The following is a 16,544-nucleotide window of genomic DNA, read 5'->3' on the forward strand; positions in this document are numbered from 1 at the left end:
CATACCCGCCGCAGGGCGGACGACCGGCACCCGAGACGGGCGGCCCCTGCTACCGGGCCAGCGACAGGCACCGACGGCCACCACCGGGTCCCCACCGCGCGGCCCACAGCCCTTCCCGCCCGGCACTCCTACGGGCGGCGCCCAGAACTTCCCCGCCGGCGCGCCTGCGCGCGGGGTTCCGGGGCTTCCCGACGGCACCCGTGCGCAGGGTGTTCGGAGGCTTCCTGACGGCGGTCCCGCGCATGGTGTCCCGGGGTTCCCGGGGGGCGCGCCGGGTCAGGGTGTGCCGCCTCTGCCTGACGGCACTCCGGCACATGGCGTCCCGAGGCTTCCCGACGGCACCCCCGCACGGGGTGTTCGCCGGCTTCCTCACGGCACTCCCGCCGATGGTGTTCCGGGGTTCCCGGGGGGCACGCCGGGTCAGGGTGTGCCGCGTTTCGGTGGGGGAATCCCGGCGCACGGTGTGCCGCGCCTTCCCGACGGGACGCCCGCGCGCGGTGTGCCCAGGCTTCCTTATGACCCGCCTGCGCCCGGTGTTCCGAGGCTCCCTGACGGCACCCCCGCGCACGGCATGCCGGGGCTTCCCGACGGCACCCCCGCGCACGGCATGCCGAGGCTTCCCGACGGCACCCCCGCGCACGGTGTCCCCCGTCTTCGCGAGGGCGGTCCGGCTGCTCGTGGTGGGCACCCTCAGCAGCGGGAAGCCGGTGGTGGCTGGGGTGAGTTCGCGGGGGCGGCCGGTCCCGGTGTCGTGGTTCCGCGGCAGCGGCCGGCCGGTCCGGGCGCCGGGGCCGGGCCCCGGCGTGAGTACCTCGACGCCTTCGCCGACGGGCGCGGCGGCGTCGGCCTCGACGACGACATCGACGTCTTCACGCCCCGCACGGGGAAGCCTCGCCCCGCCGAGGGGCACCCGGCCGACGCGCCGGAGGCGGACGCCGGTGACGCACCCCCGGCCGGTCCACCCGCGCAGCCCTCCGTCGGCCTGCCCGCGCAGCGCCACGGCGGCAAGGGGCGGGCCTTCACCGGAATCGCGGCGGCCGCCGTCACCACCGTGCTCGCGGTGGTCGTCGCAGGCCAGGTCGCCGCGTCGCAGCACCACGGCGGTGGACAGCCGAGCTCCGCCGCCGACCAGGCTCGGGACGCAGGCATCCCCGGCGGTGAGGCCCCGTCCGCCTCGCCCGGCACGGTCACACTGTCGTACGAGCAGAAGATGGACCGGACGTACCCGCTCAGCGCCACGCTGAAGGGCTCCGGGAAGTTCGAGACCGTGCCCGGTTCCGCCAAGGCGCCCGGCAAGGGGCAGAAGTACACCTACCGCGTGGACATCGAGCAGGGACTCGGACTGGACGGCGAACTGTTCGCCGAGGCCGTACAGAAGACCCTGAACGACGACCGCAGTTGGGCCCACGACGGCGCCCGTACCTTCGAGCGGGTCTCCTCCGGGAAGCCCGACTTCGTGATCACGCTGGCCAGCCCTGGTACGACCGCCAAGTGGTGCGCCAAGTCCGGGCTCGACACCACCGAGGACAACGTCTCCTGCGACTCCGCCGCCACCGAACGAGTGATGATCAATGCATACAGGTGGGCCGAGGGCAGCAAGACATATGGGGACAAGATCCACGCCTACCGGCAGATGTTGATCAATCATGAGGTCGGTCACCGGCTCGGCCACGGCCATGTGACGTGCCAGAAGGACGGCGAACTCGCCCCCGTCATGCAGCAGCAGACCAAGTTCCTCGACCATGACGGAATCCACTGTCTGCCCAACCCGTGGCCATATCCCAGGAGTTGACCGGCGCCACTTACGTCACATTGACATGAGCCGCAGGTTCGTTCATATTTCTGCTCATGTGGTCTAGTCATGCCGCCCGTGAGAGCGCAGCCATCGAGCTGGCGCTCATCGGCGTGACCGCACTCTGCGTGGCCGACATCGACTGTCGCTGACGCCGCCACCCTGGCGTTCGCGTCGCGACCCTTTTCCCCTTTTCACGTCCGTGACTCAGTCACGGATTGAGTCACGGATTTTCGACGACCTGACGCCGGGGCTGACGTCTGCCCGCAATCGTCTCACCCCTTGTCCTTCAGTCTCAGTATTCGAGAGGTCGTCATTCCGATGCGTCAACCGTCCGTCATAGCGCGCCGCGTGGCAGCGGCATCCGTCAGCCTGGTCGTGGCAGCGGGCGCCGCCGCCTGCGGCCCGAAGGACAACGATGCCAAGGGCTCCGGTGGCGACTCCACGCCCCACAAGGGCGGCACCCTGACGGTGCTGAACTCCGAGCCGCAGACCGACTTCGACCCCGCGCGCCTCTACACCTCCGGCGGCGGAAACGTCCCTTCGCTGGTCTTCCGCACCCTCACCACGCGCAACCGCGAGAGCGGCGCGGCCGGCGCCAAGGTCGTCCCCGACCTCGCCACCGACACCGGGCGCCCCAGCGAGAACGCGACCGTGTGGACGTACACCCTGAAGAAGGGCCTCAAGTACGAGGACGGCACCCCGATCACCTCGGCCGACATCAAGTACGGCATCGAGCGCTCCTTCGCCCCCGAACTCTCCGGCGGCGCTCCCTACTTGAGGGACTGGCTGGTCGGCGCGGCCGACTACCAGGGGCTCTACAAGGACAAGAAGGGGCTCGCGGCGATCGAGACGCCTGACGCGCGGACCATCGTCTTCCACCTGAACAAGCCCGAGGGCGAGTTCCCGTTCCTCGCGACGCAGACGCAGTTCACCCCGGTGCCCAAGAGCAAGGACAACGGCACCAAGTACGAGGAGCACCCGATCTCGTCCGGCCCCTACCGGGTCGTCAAGAACGACAACGACGGCGAGCACCTGGTCCTGGAACGCAACAAGTACTGGTCGACGGCTGTCGACGACCAGCGCAAGGCCTACCCGGACACCATCGACGTCCGCTCCGGACTCGACTCCTCGGTGATCAACCAGCGACTGTCCGCGTCTCAGGGTGCGGACGCCGCCGCGGTCACCACGGACACCAACCTCGGTCCGGCCGAGCTGGCCAAGGTCAGCGGCGACAAGGAACTGGCCGCGCGCGTCGGCACCGGCCACTTCGGCTACACGAACTACATCGCGTTCAACCCGACCGTGAAGCCCTTCGACAACCCCAAGGTGCGGCAGGCGATCGCCTACGCCGTCGACCGCTCCTCGGTGGTCAACGCGGCCGGCGGCAGCGCGCTCGCCGAGCCCGCCACCACCTTCCTGCCGAACCAGAAGTCCTTCGGCTACACGCCGTACGACCCGTTCCCGGCCGGTACGTCCGGCAACCCGGCCAAAGCCAAGGAACTGCTCGCCCAGGCCGGCTACAAGAACGGGCTCACCATCACGCTGACCCACTCCAACGCCAAGGACTTCGAGACCAGCCCGGAGATCGCGACCGCCGTCCAGGACGCGCTCAAGAAGGCCGGCATCACGGTCAAGCTGCAGGGCCTGGAGGACAACGACTACCGGGACACGATCCACAGCGTGAAGACCGAGCCCGGTTTCTTCCTCGCGCACTGGGGTGCCGACTGGCCCTCCGGCGGTCCCTTCCTCGCCCCGATCTTCGACGGCCGGCAGATCGTCAAGGACGGCGCGAACTTCAACACGGGCCTGCTCAACGACAAGTCGGTCAATGCCGAGATTGACGCGATCAACAAGTTGACCGACCTTGACGCCGCCGCCAAGCGGTGGGGCGCACTGGACAAGAGGATCGGCGATCAGGCCCTCGTCGTGCCGCTGTTCCACCCGGTCTACAAGCGTCTGTACGGCAAGGACGTCAAGAACATCGTCATCAGCGACTGGACCGGCGTGCTGGACATCTCCCAGGTCGCGGTGAAGTAGCGCCGTGAGCGAGGCACTCCTCGCCGTCGAGACCGCCGGGACGGAAGCCACCGTCCCGGCGGCCTCGGGGGCCCGTCAGTTCTGGCGGCGGCTGCGCGCGCAGCGCGCCGCCCTGGTCGCCGCGGCCGTCGTCGCGCTGCTCGTCCTGGTCGCGCTCGCCGCGCCGCTGCTCACCGCCCTGGAGGGCCAGGACCCCACCACCTACCACCCGTCCCTGATCGACTCCGCGCGCGGCGGCGTGCCCATCGGCTCCCTCGGCGGCATCGGCGCCGACCACTGGCTGGGCGTCGAACCGCAGACCGGCCGCGACCTGTTCGCCCGCCTGGTCTACGGGGCGCGGGTGTCGCTGGGCGTCGCCTTCGCGGCCACGGTGGTGCAGGTCGCCATCGGGGTCGCGGTCGGCGTGGCCTCCGCGCTCGGCAATCGATGGGTTGATCAACTGTTGAGCCGCGCCACGGACATCATCGTGTCGATGCCCCTCATGATCATGTCGTTGGCACTGCTGGCCATCGTGCCATCCAGTTTTCCGCGGCCGGTCCTGGTCACCCTGGTCATCGGCCTGATCGCCTGGGGCAACATCGCGAAGATCGTGCGGGCCCAGACGCTTTCCCTGAAGGGGCTCGACCACGTCTCCGCCGCCCGGCTGAGCGGCTGGGGCGCCTGGCGGGTCGCCCGCCGCGAACTGCTGCCCGGCCTCGCCGCTCCCGTCATCACGTACGCCGCGCTGCTGGTGCCCACGAACATCTCCGTCGAGGCGGCGCTGTCCTTCCTCGGCGTCGGCGTGCAGCCGCCCACCCCGTCCTGGGGACAGATGCTGACCGCCGCGGACGTCTGGTACCAGGCCGCGCCCCAGTACCTGCTGCTGCCGGCCGGCGCCCTGTTCGTCACCGTCCTCGCCCTCACCGTTCTCGGCGACGGCGTACGCACCGCACTCGACCCGCGCGCCGCCTCCCGCCTGCGCGTCGGCACCGGCCGCAAGGACGTCCAGGACGCCCAGGACGTCCAGGAAACCGAGGGTGCCAAGAGCGACAAGGAGGCAACCGCATGAGCGGCCTCGGCGGCTTTCTGCTGCGCCGCGCCGTCGGCGTGGTGGTCACCCTGCTCGCCATCTCGGTGATCGTCTACGTCGTCTTCTACGTCACCCCCGGCAACGTCGCCCAGATCACCTGCGGCCCGCGCTGCTCACCGGAACAGGTGCGCCAGGTCGCCGAGCAGCTCAAGCTGGGCGACCCCCTCTATCTGCGCTACTGGCACTTCCTGGAAGGGCTCGTCGTCGGCCAGGACTTCTCCACGGGCACATCGGTCGTGCACTGCGCCGCGCCCTGCCTGGGGCAGTCGTACCAGACCGACCAGCAGGTCCTGGACATCATCCTGACCAAGCTGCCGGTCAGTCTGTCGCTGGTCCTCGGCGGCATGGTGGTGTGGCTCGTCCTCGGCGTCGGCACCGGCGTGCTCTCCGCGTGGCGGCGCGGCCGGATCTCCGAGCGCGTGCTGACCGCGATCACCCTCGCGGGCACGGCCACGCCCGTCTTCGTCATCGGCCTGGTGCTGATGATCGTCGTCTGCGGCGAACTGCAGCTGCTGCCCTTCCCGCAGTACGTGAACCTCTCCGACGATCCCGAGCAATGGGCCTGGAACCTGCTGCTGCCCTGGCTCTCGCTCGCCCTGATCGAGGCGGCGGCCTTCGCCCGCCTCACCCGCGCCGCCATGCTGGAGACCCTCGCCGAGGACCACATCCGGACCTTCCGGGCATACGGGGTGTCCGAGCGTTCCATCGTCGGCCGGCACGCCCTGCGCGGCGCCCTGGCGCCCGTGATCGCGCTGAACGCCAACAACGTCGGCTCGGCCGTCGGCGGTGCCGTCCTCACCGAGACCCTCTTCGGGCTGCCCGGCATCGGCCAGGAGCTGGTGCACGCGGTGAAGGTAGTCGACCTGCCGGTGGTCGTGGGCATGGTCCTGGTCATCGGCTTCTTCGTGGTCCTCGCCAACGCCGTGGCGGACGTCCTGTACGCGGTGGCCGACCGACGGGTGGTACTCCAATGAGCCTGGTGGAAGTCACGGATCTGACCGTCGAGTTCGGTTCGCTGCGGGCCGTCGACGGACTCTCCCTCAGCCTCGCGAAGGGGGCCGCGCTGGCCCTGGTCGGCGAGTCGGGCTCCGGCAAGTCCACGGTCGCGGGCGCCCTGCTGGGCCTGCACCGCGGCACCGGAGCCCGGGTCACCGGCTCGGTCCGCGTCGCCGGCACGGACGTACACGCGGCCCCCGACGAGGAGTTGCGGCGGCTGCGCGGCGCCACGGCCGCCATGGTCTTCCAGGACCCGCTGTCCTCGCTGGACCCGTACTACGCGATCGGCGACCAGATCGCCGAGGTCCACCGCGTGCACACGCGCGTGTCGCGCCGCGCCGCACACGCGCGTGCCGTCGAGGTGCTGGAGCGGGTTGGAATTCCGGACGCGGCACGGCGGTCCCGGTCCCGCCCGCACGAGTTCAGCGGCGGCATGCGCCAGCGCGCCCTCATCGCCATGGCCCTCGCCTGCGAGCCGGAGCTGCTGATCGCCGACGAGCCGACCACCGCGCTCGACGTCACCGTCCAGGCCCAGATCCTCGACCTGCTGCACACGCTGCGCGAGGAGACCGGCATGGGCCTGCTGCTCGTCACCCACGACGTGGGCGTCGCCGCCGAGAGCGTGGACGACATCCTCGTCATGCGGCACGGCAGGGTCGTCGAGCACGGCCCGGTCGGCACGGTCCTCGCGGCGCCCGCCGAGACGTACACCCGGGAACTCCTCGACGCCGTACCGCGCGTGGACACCCGCCGCACCGGCTCCCGCGCCTCCGCCGATGTCGTGCTGGAGGCCACCGGGGTGCGGCGCGAGTTCGGGCGTGGCCGGCGGGCGTTCGCGGCCGTGGACGACGTCTCGCTGACCGTCCGCCGCGGCGAGACGCTCGGGGTGGTCGGCGAGAGCGGCAGCGGCAAGACCACGCTCGGCCGGATGCTGGTCGGCCTGCTGGAGCCGACCGCCGGCGCGATCCGCTACGAGGGCCGCCGCCACAAGGGCGTGAACCCGGCCGTCCAGATGGTCTTCCAGGACCCCGTCTCCTCCCTCAACCCGCGTCGCAGCGTGGGCGAGTCCATCGCCGATCCGCTACGCGCGCGTGGCGAACACGACGAGGAGCGCATCCGGGGGCGCGTGACCGAACTGCTGGAGCGTGTCGGGCTCGAAAGGGCGCACTACGACCGCTACCCGCACGAGTTCAGCGGCGGTCAGCGCCAGCGCATCGGCATCGCCCGCGCACTCGCCGCCGACCCGCGCGTCATCGTGTGCGACGAGCCGGTCTCCGCGCTCGACGTCACCACGCAGGCCCAGGTGGTCGAGCTGCTCGGCGAACTCCAGCGGGAACTCGGCCTCGCGCTCGTCTTCATCGCCCATGACCTCGCCGTCGTACGGCAGGTCAGCGACCGGGTCGCGGTGATGCGCCAGGGCCGGCTCGTCGAATACGGGCCCGCCGACGAGGTGTACGACAGCCCGCGGGAGCCGTACACCCGGCAGCTCCTGGCGGCCGTACCGGCGCTCGACCCGGAGCTGGCGGCGCAGCGACGGGCCGCGCGGCGCGAACCGGCCGCGGCGTAACGTTTCGTGCATGACTGATCGCCCTGTGAAGCCTTAGCGCGGCCGAACGCGACCCGCACGCGAAAGTTACGTCCGTTCACCCCTTTTGGTGGCGCGATGGACAACCGTCCGTCGCGCCACCGCCTTGTCCGCTTACGTTCGTCCCGCTGCGAGCCGCCGGGGGAACGGCGGCTCACCGGACAGGAGATCGGGGGTGCACACGTGCGCATCGGACTGCTTACGGAAGGCGGCTACCCGTATGTGAGCGGTGACGCCGGACTCTGGTGCGACCGGCTCGTGCGCGGGCTCGACCAGCACGAGTTCGACATCTACGCGCTCAGCCGCAGCCGGCGCCAGGAGGACGACGGCTGGGTCGCGCTCCCGCCGCAGGTCGGCCGGGTGCGTACGGCGCCGCTGTGGACGGCCGAGGACGACGGGGTCACCTACTCACGGCGCACGCGCCGGCGCTTCACCGAGTGCTACGGCGAACTGGTCGCCGCCATGTGCGCCGGAGCCGACCCGGTCTCCGGGGGCGGATCCACCGACATGGCGGACCGTTTCGGCAGCGCGCTGTACGGACTCGCCGAACTCGCCCGCGAGGAAGGCGGACTGGCCGGCGCCCTGCACTCGGACACCGCCGTACGCACCCTCGAACGCGCCTGTCGCGCCCCCGGCGCGCTGCGCACGGCGCGCGAGGCGCGCGTACCCGATCTGCTCAGCGTCACCGCACACCTCGAACGCGCCCTGCGCCCCCTCTCCCTCGACTGGTACGGCGACGAGGACCTCGGCGCGGCCGACCTCTGCCACGCCGCCGCCGGCGGCCCCGCCGCCCTCCCCGGGCTACTCGCCCGGCACTTCGCCGGCGTACCCCTGCTCGTCACCGAGTACGGCGTGCAGCTCCGCTCGCACTACCTGGCCCTCGGCCCCGACACCGCCGCCCCCGCCGTACGCGCGCTGCTCGCCGCCTTTCACGGTCGGCTCGCCGCCGAGGTCTACCGGCGCGCCGAGCTCCTCACCCCCGGCAACGCCCACGCCCGCCGCTGGCAGGAACGGTGCGGCGCCGACCGGGCCCGGATCCGCACGGTCTACCCCGGCATGGACGCCGGCCATTTCACGGAGGTCGGCGAGGCCCCGGACCGCGCCGACCCCGGCACGCTGGTCTGGGTCGGGCGGGTCGAACCCGCCAAGGACCTGATCTCGCTGCTGCACGCCTTCGCCGAAGTCCGCAAGGAGGAGCCCAAGGCGCGCCTCAGGATCGTCGGCGCGCCCTCCGGACCCGAGGGCGCGGCCTACCTCGGTCACTGCCGGGCGCTCGCCGCGCAGCTCTTCCCGGACGAGGCGGAAGGTGTGCACGCCGTCGGCGACAACCCGGTCTCCTTCGAGGAGATCGGCGGCCCGGAGGCGCCCACGCTGCCCGAGGCGTACGCGGCCGGCGCGGTCGTCGTGCTGTCCAGCGTGGTCGAGGGCTTCCCGATCGGCCTGATCGAGGCCATGTTCTGCGGCCGGGCCACGGTGTCCACCGACGTCGGCGCGGTGGTGGAGGTCATCGGGGGCACGGGGCTCGTCGTGCCCCCGCGCAATCCGCGGGCGCTCGCCGAGGCGTGCGTGGCGCTGCTGCGCGACCCCGAGCGCCGTGAGCGCCTGGGCGCCGCCGCGCGCGCCCGCGCGCTCGAACTGTTCACCGTCGAGCAGAACATCGCGGCATTTCACGGCATTTACCTGCAGATCGTATCTCGCTGCCCGGTCCGCAGGTTCGTCCTCGACGAGGGCGGTGACCCCCTGCCGTTCGCCACCCCCGCCGAGTCCCATGTCTCCGGCCGCTGGACCGGCCCCACGGCCCGCGTCCTGCCCCGGACCGCCCCTGGCTGGGCCACGGCCCCACCGGTACGCGCGACACGACTCGCCGCGGAGGGGACGTGATGGGCACACGGGACGACCACACGGGCGGAGACCGCACCGTGTCGGTGGACGAGCAGACCGAACCGGACACGCCGGGAGACCTCGGCTCGCGGGGCACTGAGGTGCGGGGCGGGCTGGGGTGCGCGGATTCGGCCGCCGGGGTGGCGGAGGCGCTGGGCGGGTGGGGCGCGTGGGGCACTGGAGTGTCCGGGGAGACGGGGGGCTCGGGTTCGCCCGCCGGGGTGTCGGGAGCGCCGGGCGGGCTGGGCGCGCCGCTCGGGATGCCCAGTGCTGCTGAACCTTGGGACTCGCGGTCGGGGGAGTGGTTCGAGGCCGAGCGAGCCGATGAGGGAGCCCTGTCCGGCGAGACCTCGTCGGCCCGGTCCGCCGCCGGAACGCCCGCCGCGGGCGCCGTCACCCAGGCGGAATCGGACGACTCGCCGTCGGACAACTCACTCTCGGACAACTCCCCGTCGGGCAAGGGTGAGTCGGACAAGCGGCGCGTCGCCCCCGCGCCCCGGCGTGGAGCCGCCGACCCCGTGAAAGCCCTGCTGCACCGGCACCGCGAGCTGTGCGAGCGGGCCGTGGACCCGTTGGAGATCGCCGCCGGGCTGGAGGCGCACGGTGTCACCGACCGGACCGCCGCCCGCTTCCGCCACCGCGACGTCTTCTCGCTCGCCGAGGAGCTGTACGCGCGCGTGCCGCGAGGCGGCGAGCAGGGCCCGGAGTCCGAGCCCCTGCCCGTACCGCGTGTGCGCGCGGACTGGATCCTGCTCAGCCTCCTGCCCGGCGCCCTCGGCGCGGCCACCGTGGCCGGACTGCGTCTCGCCCACGGACAGCCACGCCTGCTCGCCGCTGCCGTCGGCATCCTCGCCGTAGCCTTCGCCACGCGCGCCGCACTGCGCCGCGGCCCCCTCGCCGGACCGCCCGGCACGCACGCGTGGCGCACGGCGAAGGCCACGCGTGCGTGGACCCTGTGGCTGCTCGGATACGCCCTCCTGGGCGACGGCCTCCTCCACGCGATCACGACCGGTGGCCCCGATGCCCTGCCCACCGGCGCCCCGGACGGCCCCTGGCCCACGGCCCTGGCGCCGGCCCTGGCCCTTACGCTGGCCTGTGCTCCGGCGGCCTGGTGCGCGCACCTGCTCAGCGCGGGCGCCCGCCGCAGGCTCGCCGGCAGCCGGGGTCTGGAGGACTTCGCAGCCAGCGCCAAACCGTTGCTGTTCGGCATGTTCGTCCTGTTCCTGGGCGCCCTCACCGCCCTGCTCCTGGTGTGCGGCACCCTCCTGCACGAGCCCGTGGCCTACCCGCAGACCCTCGCCCTGGGCGCCCTGCTGCTGCTCGCCCGCGTGCTCACCGTCCACGGCCGCCGGCACGCCCCGGCCGTGGCGCTCGGCGCCGCGGCAGCCGCGGAGGCGGTGGCCCTCGCGCTGCCGCTGGCCGGAAGGCTGCCGGGCTGCGCTGTGCTGGCGACCCCCGTGGGAAACCTCGTCGAGGCCTGGGGTGAGGCCGCGGTCCCGGCCCTCGTCTGCGGTACGGCCGCGCTGGCCCTGTTGTGCCATGCCGGCCGGACCCTCACCCAGGCCTCGGCGCACGCGCCCACGGGAGCCCCCGACTGAATCTTCCGCCACCGGCCCGAATCGCCGCCGGCAGCGACCGCACCGCCCCTCTTGAAGGAGAAGACGAGATGACCACCTCCCGCCCCGGAGCGTCCGGAGCCCCCGGAACCTCCGGCGCGTCCGCAGCAGTCGCAGCCGCGGATGCACAAGCCGGGACCGCCGGAGCCGGAGTCCGGGCAACCACCGGATCCGCAGGCACCGCGAGCACGGGCGGACCCAGCACACCCTCATGGCTCAAAGCACCCTTCAGCCACGTTTGGCACATCGGTGCAGCCAGCCACAACTGTCACATCGGCCCCGCCAGTCACGCCGGCGCCCGCATGACGGGAGCCGCCCGATGAGGGTCCTGCTGATCGGAGCCAACGGATACATCGGCCGCTTCGTCGCCGACCGCCTGCTCGCCGACCCGGCCGTCCAGCTCACCGCGCTCGGCCGCGGCGACGACGCCGACGTCCGCTTCGACCTCGCCACCGGCAGCCCCGGCGCACTCACCCGCTTCCTGGACGCGGTCCACCCCGGGGTCGTCGTCAACTGCGCCGGTGCCATCCGCGGCGGCGCCCGCGAACTCACCCGGCACAACACCGTGGCCGTCGCCACCGTCTGCGAGGCCCTGCGCCGCAGCGGCTGCGGAGCCCGGCTGGTGCAGATCGGGTGCAGCGCCGAGTACGGGCCGAGCCAGCCCGGCTCCTCCACCGCCGAGGACGCCGTACCGCGCCCCGGCGGCCCGTACGGCGTGAGCAAGCTCGCCGCGACCGAACTGGTCCTAGGCTCCGGACTGGACGCCGTCGTGCTGCGGGTCTTCTCCCCGGCCGGTCCCGGCACCCCGGCCGGCTCCCCGCTCGGCCGGCTCGCCGAGGCGATGCGGCGCGCGATGCAGTCCGGCGACGGCGAGCTCAAGCTGGGCGGGCTCGGCGTGCAGCGCGACTTCGTCGACGTACGCGACGTCGCCCGCGCCGTGCACGCCGCCTCGCTCTCCGCCGCGCAGGGCGTCATCAACATCGGCTCCGGCCGCGCCGTCCGCCTCCGTGACGCCGCCGCCGTCCTCGCGCGCGTGGCGGGCTACGGCGGCGCCCTGCACGAACTCGACGCCCCGCCCGGCCCGCTGCGCAGCGCCATCGGCCACCCCCGCGCCGACTCCGACCACGCGGCCCCGGTGGCTTACCCGTACCCGGACGGCTGCGGCAGCTGGCAGCAGGCCGACGTGCGCACCGCGCGCGACCGGCTCGGCTGGCGGCCCCGCATCAACCTCGAAGAATCCCTGGCCGACATCTGGATGGAGGCGGCATGCCGCATCTGACCAGCACCACAGCAGGCGCCACGAGCACCGGCCTGCGCACCGCCATCGGCGTACCCGGCTACGCCCACCCGCTCGTCGCCCCCGCCGAGTGGGCCCAGCTCGCCCGGCCGGGCACCCCCCTGGACTGGGTGGTCCTGAACGTGGCCGCCGGTCCCGGCACCCGCCCGGACCCGCACTGCCTGGAGGCCGCGGGCCGGCTGCGGGAAGCGGGCGTCCGCGTCCTCGGCCACCTGGACCTCGCCCACGGCACCCGCGCCTTCGCCGACCTGCTCCCCGACGCCCACCGCCACCTCGACTGGTACCGGGTCGACGGCTTCCTGCTGGACCGCTGCCCCACCGACCGCACCGCGCTCCCCGAGGTCCGCCGCGCGGTCACCACGCTGCGGACGATCAGTGACACTGCCCACATCGTCCTCGGCCACGGCAGCCATCCGCACCCCGGGTACGCGGAGAACGCCGATCAACTGGTGACTTTCTCCGGCCCCTGGTCCGACTACCGCTGGTCGCAGGTCGCCGAGTGGACCGCCGACTACCCGCCCGACCGCTTCTGCCACTTCGTGCACGGCGTGCCCCGCGGCCACCTGGAGGAGGCGCTGCGCATCGCCCGCTGGCAGGGCGCGGCGACGATCTACTTCACCGACCGCACGGACCGCGGCGGCCGCACCGACCCCTGGGAGACCATGCCCGGTTACTGGGACGAAATCGTCTCGCGTGTCGGAACAGGTGTCTCGGAATGAAGAAGGCCGTGGCAGTGTTACGGAGAGAACAACTGTAGTGATTGACCGACCAACGGAGTCCCCGTGTCGCTGCCACCCCTGGTTGAGCCAGCCTCTGAGCTCACCGTAGACGAGGTCCGCAGGTACTCCCGCCACCTGATCATCCCCGACGTGGGCATGGACGGGCAGAAGCGGCTGAAGAACGCCAAGGTGCTCTGTGTGGGTGCCGGCGGCCTGGGCTCGCCGGCGCTGATGTACCTGGCCGCCGCGGGCGTGGGCACCCTCGGCATCGTGGAGTTCGACGAGGTCGACGAGTCGAACCTGCAGCGCCAGATCATCCACAGCCAGTCCGACATCGGCCGCTCCAAGGCCGAGTCCGCCCGTGACACCGTCAAGGGCATCAACCCGTACGTGAACGTGATCCTTCACGAGGAGCGGCTCGAGGCCGACAACGTGATGGACATCTTCAGCCAGTACGACCTGATCATCGACGGCACCGACAACTTCGCGACCCGCTACCTGGTCAACGACGCGTGCGTGCTGCTGAACAAGCCGTACGTGTGGGGTTCGATCTACCGCTTCGACGGCCAGGCCTCCGTCTTCTGGTCCGAGCACGGCCCCTGCTACCGCTGCCTCTACCCGGAGCCCCCGCCCCCCGGCATGGTCCCCTCCTGCGCCGAGGGCGGCGTCCTGGGCGTGCTCTGCGCGTCCATCGGCTCCATCCAGGTCAACGAGGCCATCAAGCTCCTCGCGGGCATCGGCGAGCCGCTGGTCGGCCGCCTGATGATCTACGACGCCCTGGAGATGACGTACCGCCAGGTCAAGGTCCGCAAGGACCCGAACTGCGCGGTCTGCGGCGAGAACCCGACCGTCACCGAGCTCATCGACTACGAGGCCTTCTGCGGCGTCGTCTCCGAGGAGGCCCAGGCGGCGGCCGCCGACTCCACGATCACTCCGAAGCAGCTCAAGGAGTGGATCGACGACGGCGAGAACATCGAGATCATCGACGTCCGCGAGCCGAACGAGTACGAGATCGTCTCCATCCCGGGCGCCAGGCTGATCCCGAAGAACGAGTTCCTCATGGGCGCCGCCCTGGAGGGCCTCCCGCAGGACAAGAAGATCGTCCTGCACTGCAAGACGGGTGTCCGCAGTGCGGAAGTCCTCGCCGTCCTGAAGTCCGCGGGCTTCGCCGACGCCGTCCACGTCGGCGGCGGCGTCATCGGCTGGGTCAACCAGATCGAACCGCACAAGCCGGTCTACTGATCACCGGGCCCGCCCACCGGCGAGGCTGACGAAGCCCACGGCTCCGACCAGGTCGGAGCCGTGGGCTTCTGTCGTTCTCGGTCGGCGTCGGGCAGCGGCTGTCAGATCATGGCGAGCCGGTCCACCAGCAGTTCCACCCCCGGTTCGGTGTACACAAAGCGGTTGTCCAACGGCTCGTCGAGGTCCGGCAAGAAGTCACTGAGCTCCTCCGGCGCGTGCAGGGACTCCGACAGGACGATCTCGACCCAGGCCAGGGAACACCGTTCCATCCAGTCCTCCCAGCGCTCGGCCGCCTTGTCGGCCAAATCGAGCTTCGTCATCACTGGAGGATCGGCCTTGTCGAGATCAACGAGCCGGATGCCCCACGACGCCGCCCTTTGGTTCTCATGCCGGAACACCAGTACCTCACCGCGCTCGTCGACGTACAGCTGATCCGGACTGAGCAGGCGGTCATGGTTGCTCGTCAGATCCTGTCGGTCACCTATGAGCTGGTAGCCCTGACGAAGCGCCGCGGGCATGGTGAGACCGAGTCGGGTCTGCGCACATGCCAGCTCCGCATCGTCGCAACCGTCGCCCTCAGCCAGTGGCGTCACCCAGTGCGCGGCGAATCCGCGAATGAAGCGCCAGGCCTCGGCGGCGTCCGTCACACCCGGCTTCAGCTGGCTGACGAGGTCACATGGTGAGGCCATGCGGCGGACGCTATCGCAGGGACCGCCGGCCTGAGACCGACGCGCCCTCAGACAACGTCAGGAGCAGACCTTGCCGTCCTTCGGCACCGTCCCGTTCAGCAGGTAGGCGTTCACCGTCGAGTCGACACAGTCGCTGCCGTTGCCGTACGCCCCATGTCCCTCGCCCTTCCAGGTGAGTTCGACGCCGACGCCCTTGCCCAGTTCGTCGGCCATTCTGCGGGCGCCCTCGTAGGGCGTGGCCGGGTCGCCGGTGTTGCCGATCAGCAGGATCGGTGCCGCTCCCGGCGCGCTGACGTCCGGGGTCGTGAACTGGCCCGGTACCGGCCAGTCGTGGCACCAGCCGGCCGTGTCCCAGCCCAGGAAGTCCCCGAACACCGGCGAGATGCGCTCGAACTCCGCCAGCCGCTTCTTCGTCTCGGCGAGCGTCGGCCGCTCCTTCTCGTCCAGGCACGATATGACCCGCTGTGAGTGGGACGTCGTACCGTAGTGCCCCGAGGAGTCCCGCTCGTTGTAGTCGTCCGCGAGCGCCAGCAGCGGTGAGCCGTCGCCCTTCTCCGCCGAGTCGAGCGCGGCGGTCAGCCTCGGCCAGCTGGATTCGCTGTACAGCGGCAGGACGATCCCGGTGACCGCGAGGGTGTCGGTCAGCTTCCGCCCGGACGATGTCGGCAACGGGCGCGCGTCGATCCGCTTCAGCAGGGTGGTGATCTTCCGGGAGCCCAGTGCGGGGTCCTGCCCGGTGGACTTCAGGTAGTCGTCCAGCGCCCGCTGGAAGCCGTGGGTCTGGTTCTCGGCCTGGCCCACCGTGTCCGCAGTCGGGTCGACCACCGCGTCGAGGATCAGCCGTCCCACCCGCTGCGGGAACAAGTGGGCGTACACGCCGCCGAGTTCGGTGCCGTAGGAGATGCCGAAGTAGTGCATCCGCGTGTCGCCGAGGACCTGGCGCATCAGATCCATGTCGCGTGCGGTGTCGGTGGTGGAGACATGGGCCAGCAGCTTGCCTGCGGCCTTCGCGCAGCCCTTGCCGAAGTCGGTGGCGTCCTGGAGGAACGCCTGCTCCTCCTGTGGACTGTCCGGCGTTGCGTCCACGTCCTCGGCGGCCTCGATCTGCCGGTCGCCGCGGCAGCGGACGCCCTCACTGGGGCCGACCCCGCGCGGGTCCCAGCTCACCAGGTCGTAGTGCTCACGGAGTTTCGAGACGGTGCCTGCGTAGTACGGCATCATCTCCAGGCCCGAGCCGCCGGGGCCGCCGAAGTTGAACAGCAGGGAGCCGATACGGTTCCCGCCCGTCGCCTGCGCGCGGATCAGAGCCAGGCCGATCGTCGCACCGTCCGGCTCGGACCAGTCCAGCGGCACCTTGAGCGTCGCGCACCGCCAGTCGCCGCTCGGCGCGGGGGACTTCCCCGTGGCCTTGCACCCGTGCCAGTCGAGGTGCTGGGAGGTGAGGGACGCGGGCAGGTCCGTCGCCGGAGCCGGCGGGCCGGCCGTGCTCGTGCCCTTGTCCTCGCCGCCGTCGTGCCCCTTGCCGTTGCCCCGTCCGTCCGACAAGCCGCCGCCGCAGCCGGCCACCAGCAGCGCCGCGGCCAGCGCGGCCGTCCAGCGCAGGAATCGCCTCATACGC

Annotated in this window: 13 protein-coding genes; 11 read left to right on the plus strand and 2 right to left on the minus strand. The window is 71.8% G+C overall.

What is annotated here, in order from left to right:
- Window positions 1-571: 571 nt before the first annotated feature.
- The 11 genes from ACFYOH_RS03095 (at window position 572) to moeZ (ending at window position 14,237) form a co-directional block, all read left to right on the plus strand.
- Window positions 572-1,792, plus strand: a complete 1,221-nt coding sequence (locus ACFYOH_RS03095; protein WP_388620539.1) for a DUF3152 domain-containing protein — start codon at window positions 572-574, stop codon at window positions 1,790-1,792.
- A gap of 56 nt (window positions 1,793-1,848) precedes the next feature.
- Window positions 1,849-1,944: an Ms4533A family Cys-rich leader peptide gene (locus ACFYOH_RS03100; protein ID WP_388620542.1), complete on the plus strand. Its 96-nt coding sequence runs from the start codon at window positions 1,849-1,851 to the stop codon at window positions 1,942-1,944.
- 169 nt (window positions 1,945-2,113) lie between these two features.
- On the plus strand, window positions 2,114-3,832 hold the full coding sequence (locus tag ACFYOH_RS03105; protein WP_388620545.1) for an ABC transporter substrate-binding protein: 1,719 nt from the start codon (window positions 2,114-2,116) through the stop codon (window positions 3,830-3,832).
- Between the two features lie 4 nt (window positions 3,833-3,836).
- Entirely contained in the window at window positions 3,837-4,880 is a 1,044-nt protein-coding gene (locus tag ACFYOH_RS03110) for an ABC transporter permease (RefSeq protein ID WP_388620548.1), read from the plus strand.
- Window positions 4,877-5,875 (plus strand): ABC transporter permease, encoded by a 999-nt coding sequence (locus tag ACFYOH_RS03115; RefSeq protein WP_388620551.1) that lies wholly within the window; start codon window positions 4,877-4,879, stop codon window positions 5,873-5,875. Before ACFYOH_RS03110 ends, ACFYOH_RS03115 begins: the two co-directional genes overlap by 4 nt.
- Window positions 5,872-7,464 carry a dipeptide ABC transporter ATP-binding protein gene (locus ACFYOH_RS03120; RefSeq protein WP_388620554.1) on the plus strand — a complete coding sequence of 531 codons (1,593 nt, stop codon included), beginning with the start codon at window positions 5,872-5,874 and terminating at the stop codon, window positions 7,462-7,464. The genes ACFYOH_RS03115 and ACFYOH_RS03120 overlap by 4 nt, the downstream gene beginning before the upstream one ends.
- 201 nt (window positions 7,465-7,665) lie before the next feature.
- Window positions 7,666-9,363 (plus strand): DUF3492 domain-containing protein, encoded by a 1,698-nt coding sequence (locus tag ACFYOH_RS03125; RefSeq protein ID WP_388620558.1) that lies wholly within the window; start codon window positions 7,666-7,668, stop codon window positions 9,361-9,363.
- Window positions 9,364-9,623: 260 nt separating this feature from the next.
- On the plus strand, window positions 9,624-10,961 hold the full coding sequence (locus ACFYOH_RS03130; protein WP_388621068.1) for a hypothetical protein: 1,338 nt from the start codon (window positions 9,624-9,626) through the stop codon (window positions 10,959-10,961).
- 337 nt (window positions 10,962-11,298) lie between these two features.
- Window positions 11,299-12,258, plus strand: coding sequence for an NAD-dependent epimerase/dehydratase family protein (locus ACFYOH_RS03135; protein WP_388620561.1), 960 nt, complete (start codon window positions 11,299-11,301; stop codon window positions 12,256-12,258).
- Entirely contained in the window at window positions 12,246-12,995 is a 750-nt protein-coding gene (locus ACFYOH_RS03140) for a spherulation-specific family 4 protein (RefSeq protein WP_388620564.1), read from the plus strand. The genes ACFYOH_RS03135 and ACFYOH_RS03140 overlap by 13 nt, the downstream gene beginning before the upstream one ends.
- A 63-nt stretch (window positions 12,996-13,058) precedes the next feature.
- Window positions 13,059-14,237, plus strand: coding sequence for an adenylyltransferase/sulfurtransferase MoeZ (gene moeZ / locus ACFYOH_RS03145; protein ID WP_388620567.1), 1,179 nt, complete (start codon window positions 13,059-13,061; stop codon window positions 14,235-14,237).
- Between the two features lie 101 nt (window positions 14,238-14,338).
- Here the strand turns inward: moeZ and ACFYOH_RS03150 are convergent, their stop codons facing one another.
- Entirely contained in the window at window positions 14,339-14,926 is a 588-nt protein-coding gene (locus ACFYOH_RS03150; RefSeq protein WP_388620570.1) for an SMI1/KNR4 family protein, read from the minus strand.
- A 57-nt stretch (window positions 14,927-14,983) separates the two neighbouring features.
- Window positions 14,984-16,540: an alpha/beta hydrolase gene (locus tag ACFYOH_RS03155; protein ID WP_388620573.1), complete on the minus strand. Its 1,557-nt coding sequence runs from the start codon at window positions 16,538-16,540 to the stop codon at window positions 14,984-14,986.
- Window positions 16,541-16,544: the final 4 nt, after the last annotated feature.

Source organism: Streptomyces sp. NPDC007856, assembly GCF_042868225.1.
Lineage (GTDB): Bacteria > Actinomycetota > Actinomycetes > Streptomycetales > Streptomycetaceae > Streptomyces.

Coding starts and splice junctions, on each gene's coding strand:
- ACFYOH_RS03095 (WP_388620539.1), top strand. CDS start 572: ATGCCGGGGCTTCCCGACGGCACCCCCGCGCACGGCATGCCGAGGCTT.
- ACFYOH_RS03100 (WP_388620542.1), top strand. CDS start 1,849: ATGTGGTCTAGTCATGCCGCCCGTGAGAGCGCAGCCATCGAGCTGGCG.
- ACFYOH_RS03105 (WP_388620545.1), top strand. CDS start 2,114: ATGCGTCAACCGTCCGTCATAGCGCGCCGCGTGGCAGCGGCATCCGTC.
- ACFYOH_RS03115 (WP_388620551.1), top strand. CDS start 4,877: ATGAGCGGCCTCGGCGGCTTTCTGCTGCGCCGCGCCGTCGGCGTGGTG.
- ACFYOH_RS03120 (WP_388620554.1), top strand. CDS start 5,872: ATGAGCCTGGTGGAAGTCACGGATCTGACCGTCGAGTTCGGTTCGCTG.
- ACFYOH_RS03130 (WP_388621068.1), top strand. CDS start 9,624: ATGCCCAGTGCTGCTGAACCTTGGGACTCGCGGTCGGGGGAGTGGTTC.
- ACFYOH_RS03135 (WP_388620561.1), top strand. CDS start 11,299: ATGAGGGTCCTGCTGATCGGAGCCAACGGATACATCGGCCGCTTCGTC.
- ACFYOH_RS03140 (WP_388620564.1), top strand. CDS start 12,246: ATGCCGCATCTGACCAGCACCACAGCAGGCGCCACGAGCACCGGCCTG.
- ACFYOH_RS03150 (WP_388620570.1), bottom strand. CDS start 14,926: ATGGCCTCACCATGTGACCTCGTCAGCCAGCTGAAGCCGGGTGTGACG.
- ACFYOH_RS03155 (WP_388620573.1), bottom strand. CDS start 16,540: ATGAGGCGATTCCTGCGCTGGACGGCCGCGCTGGCCGCGGCGCTGCTG.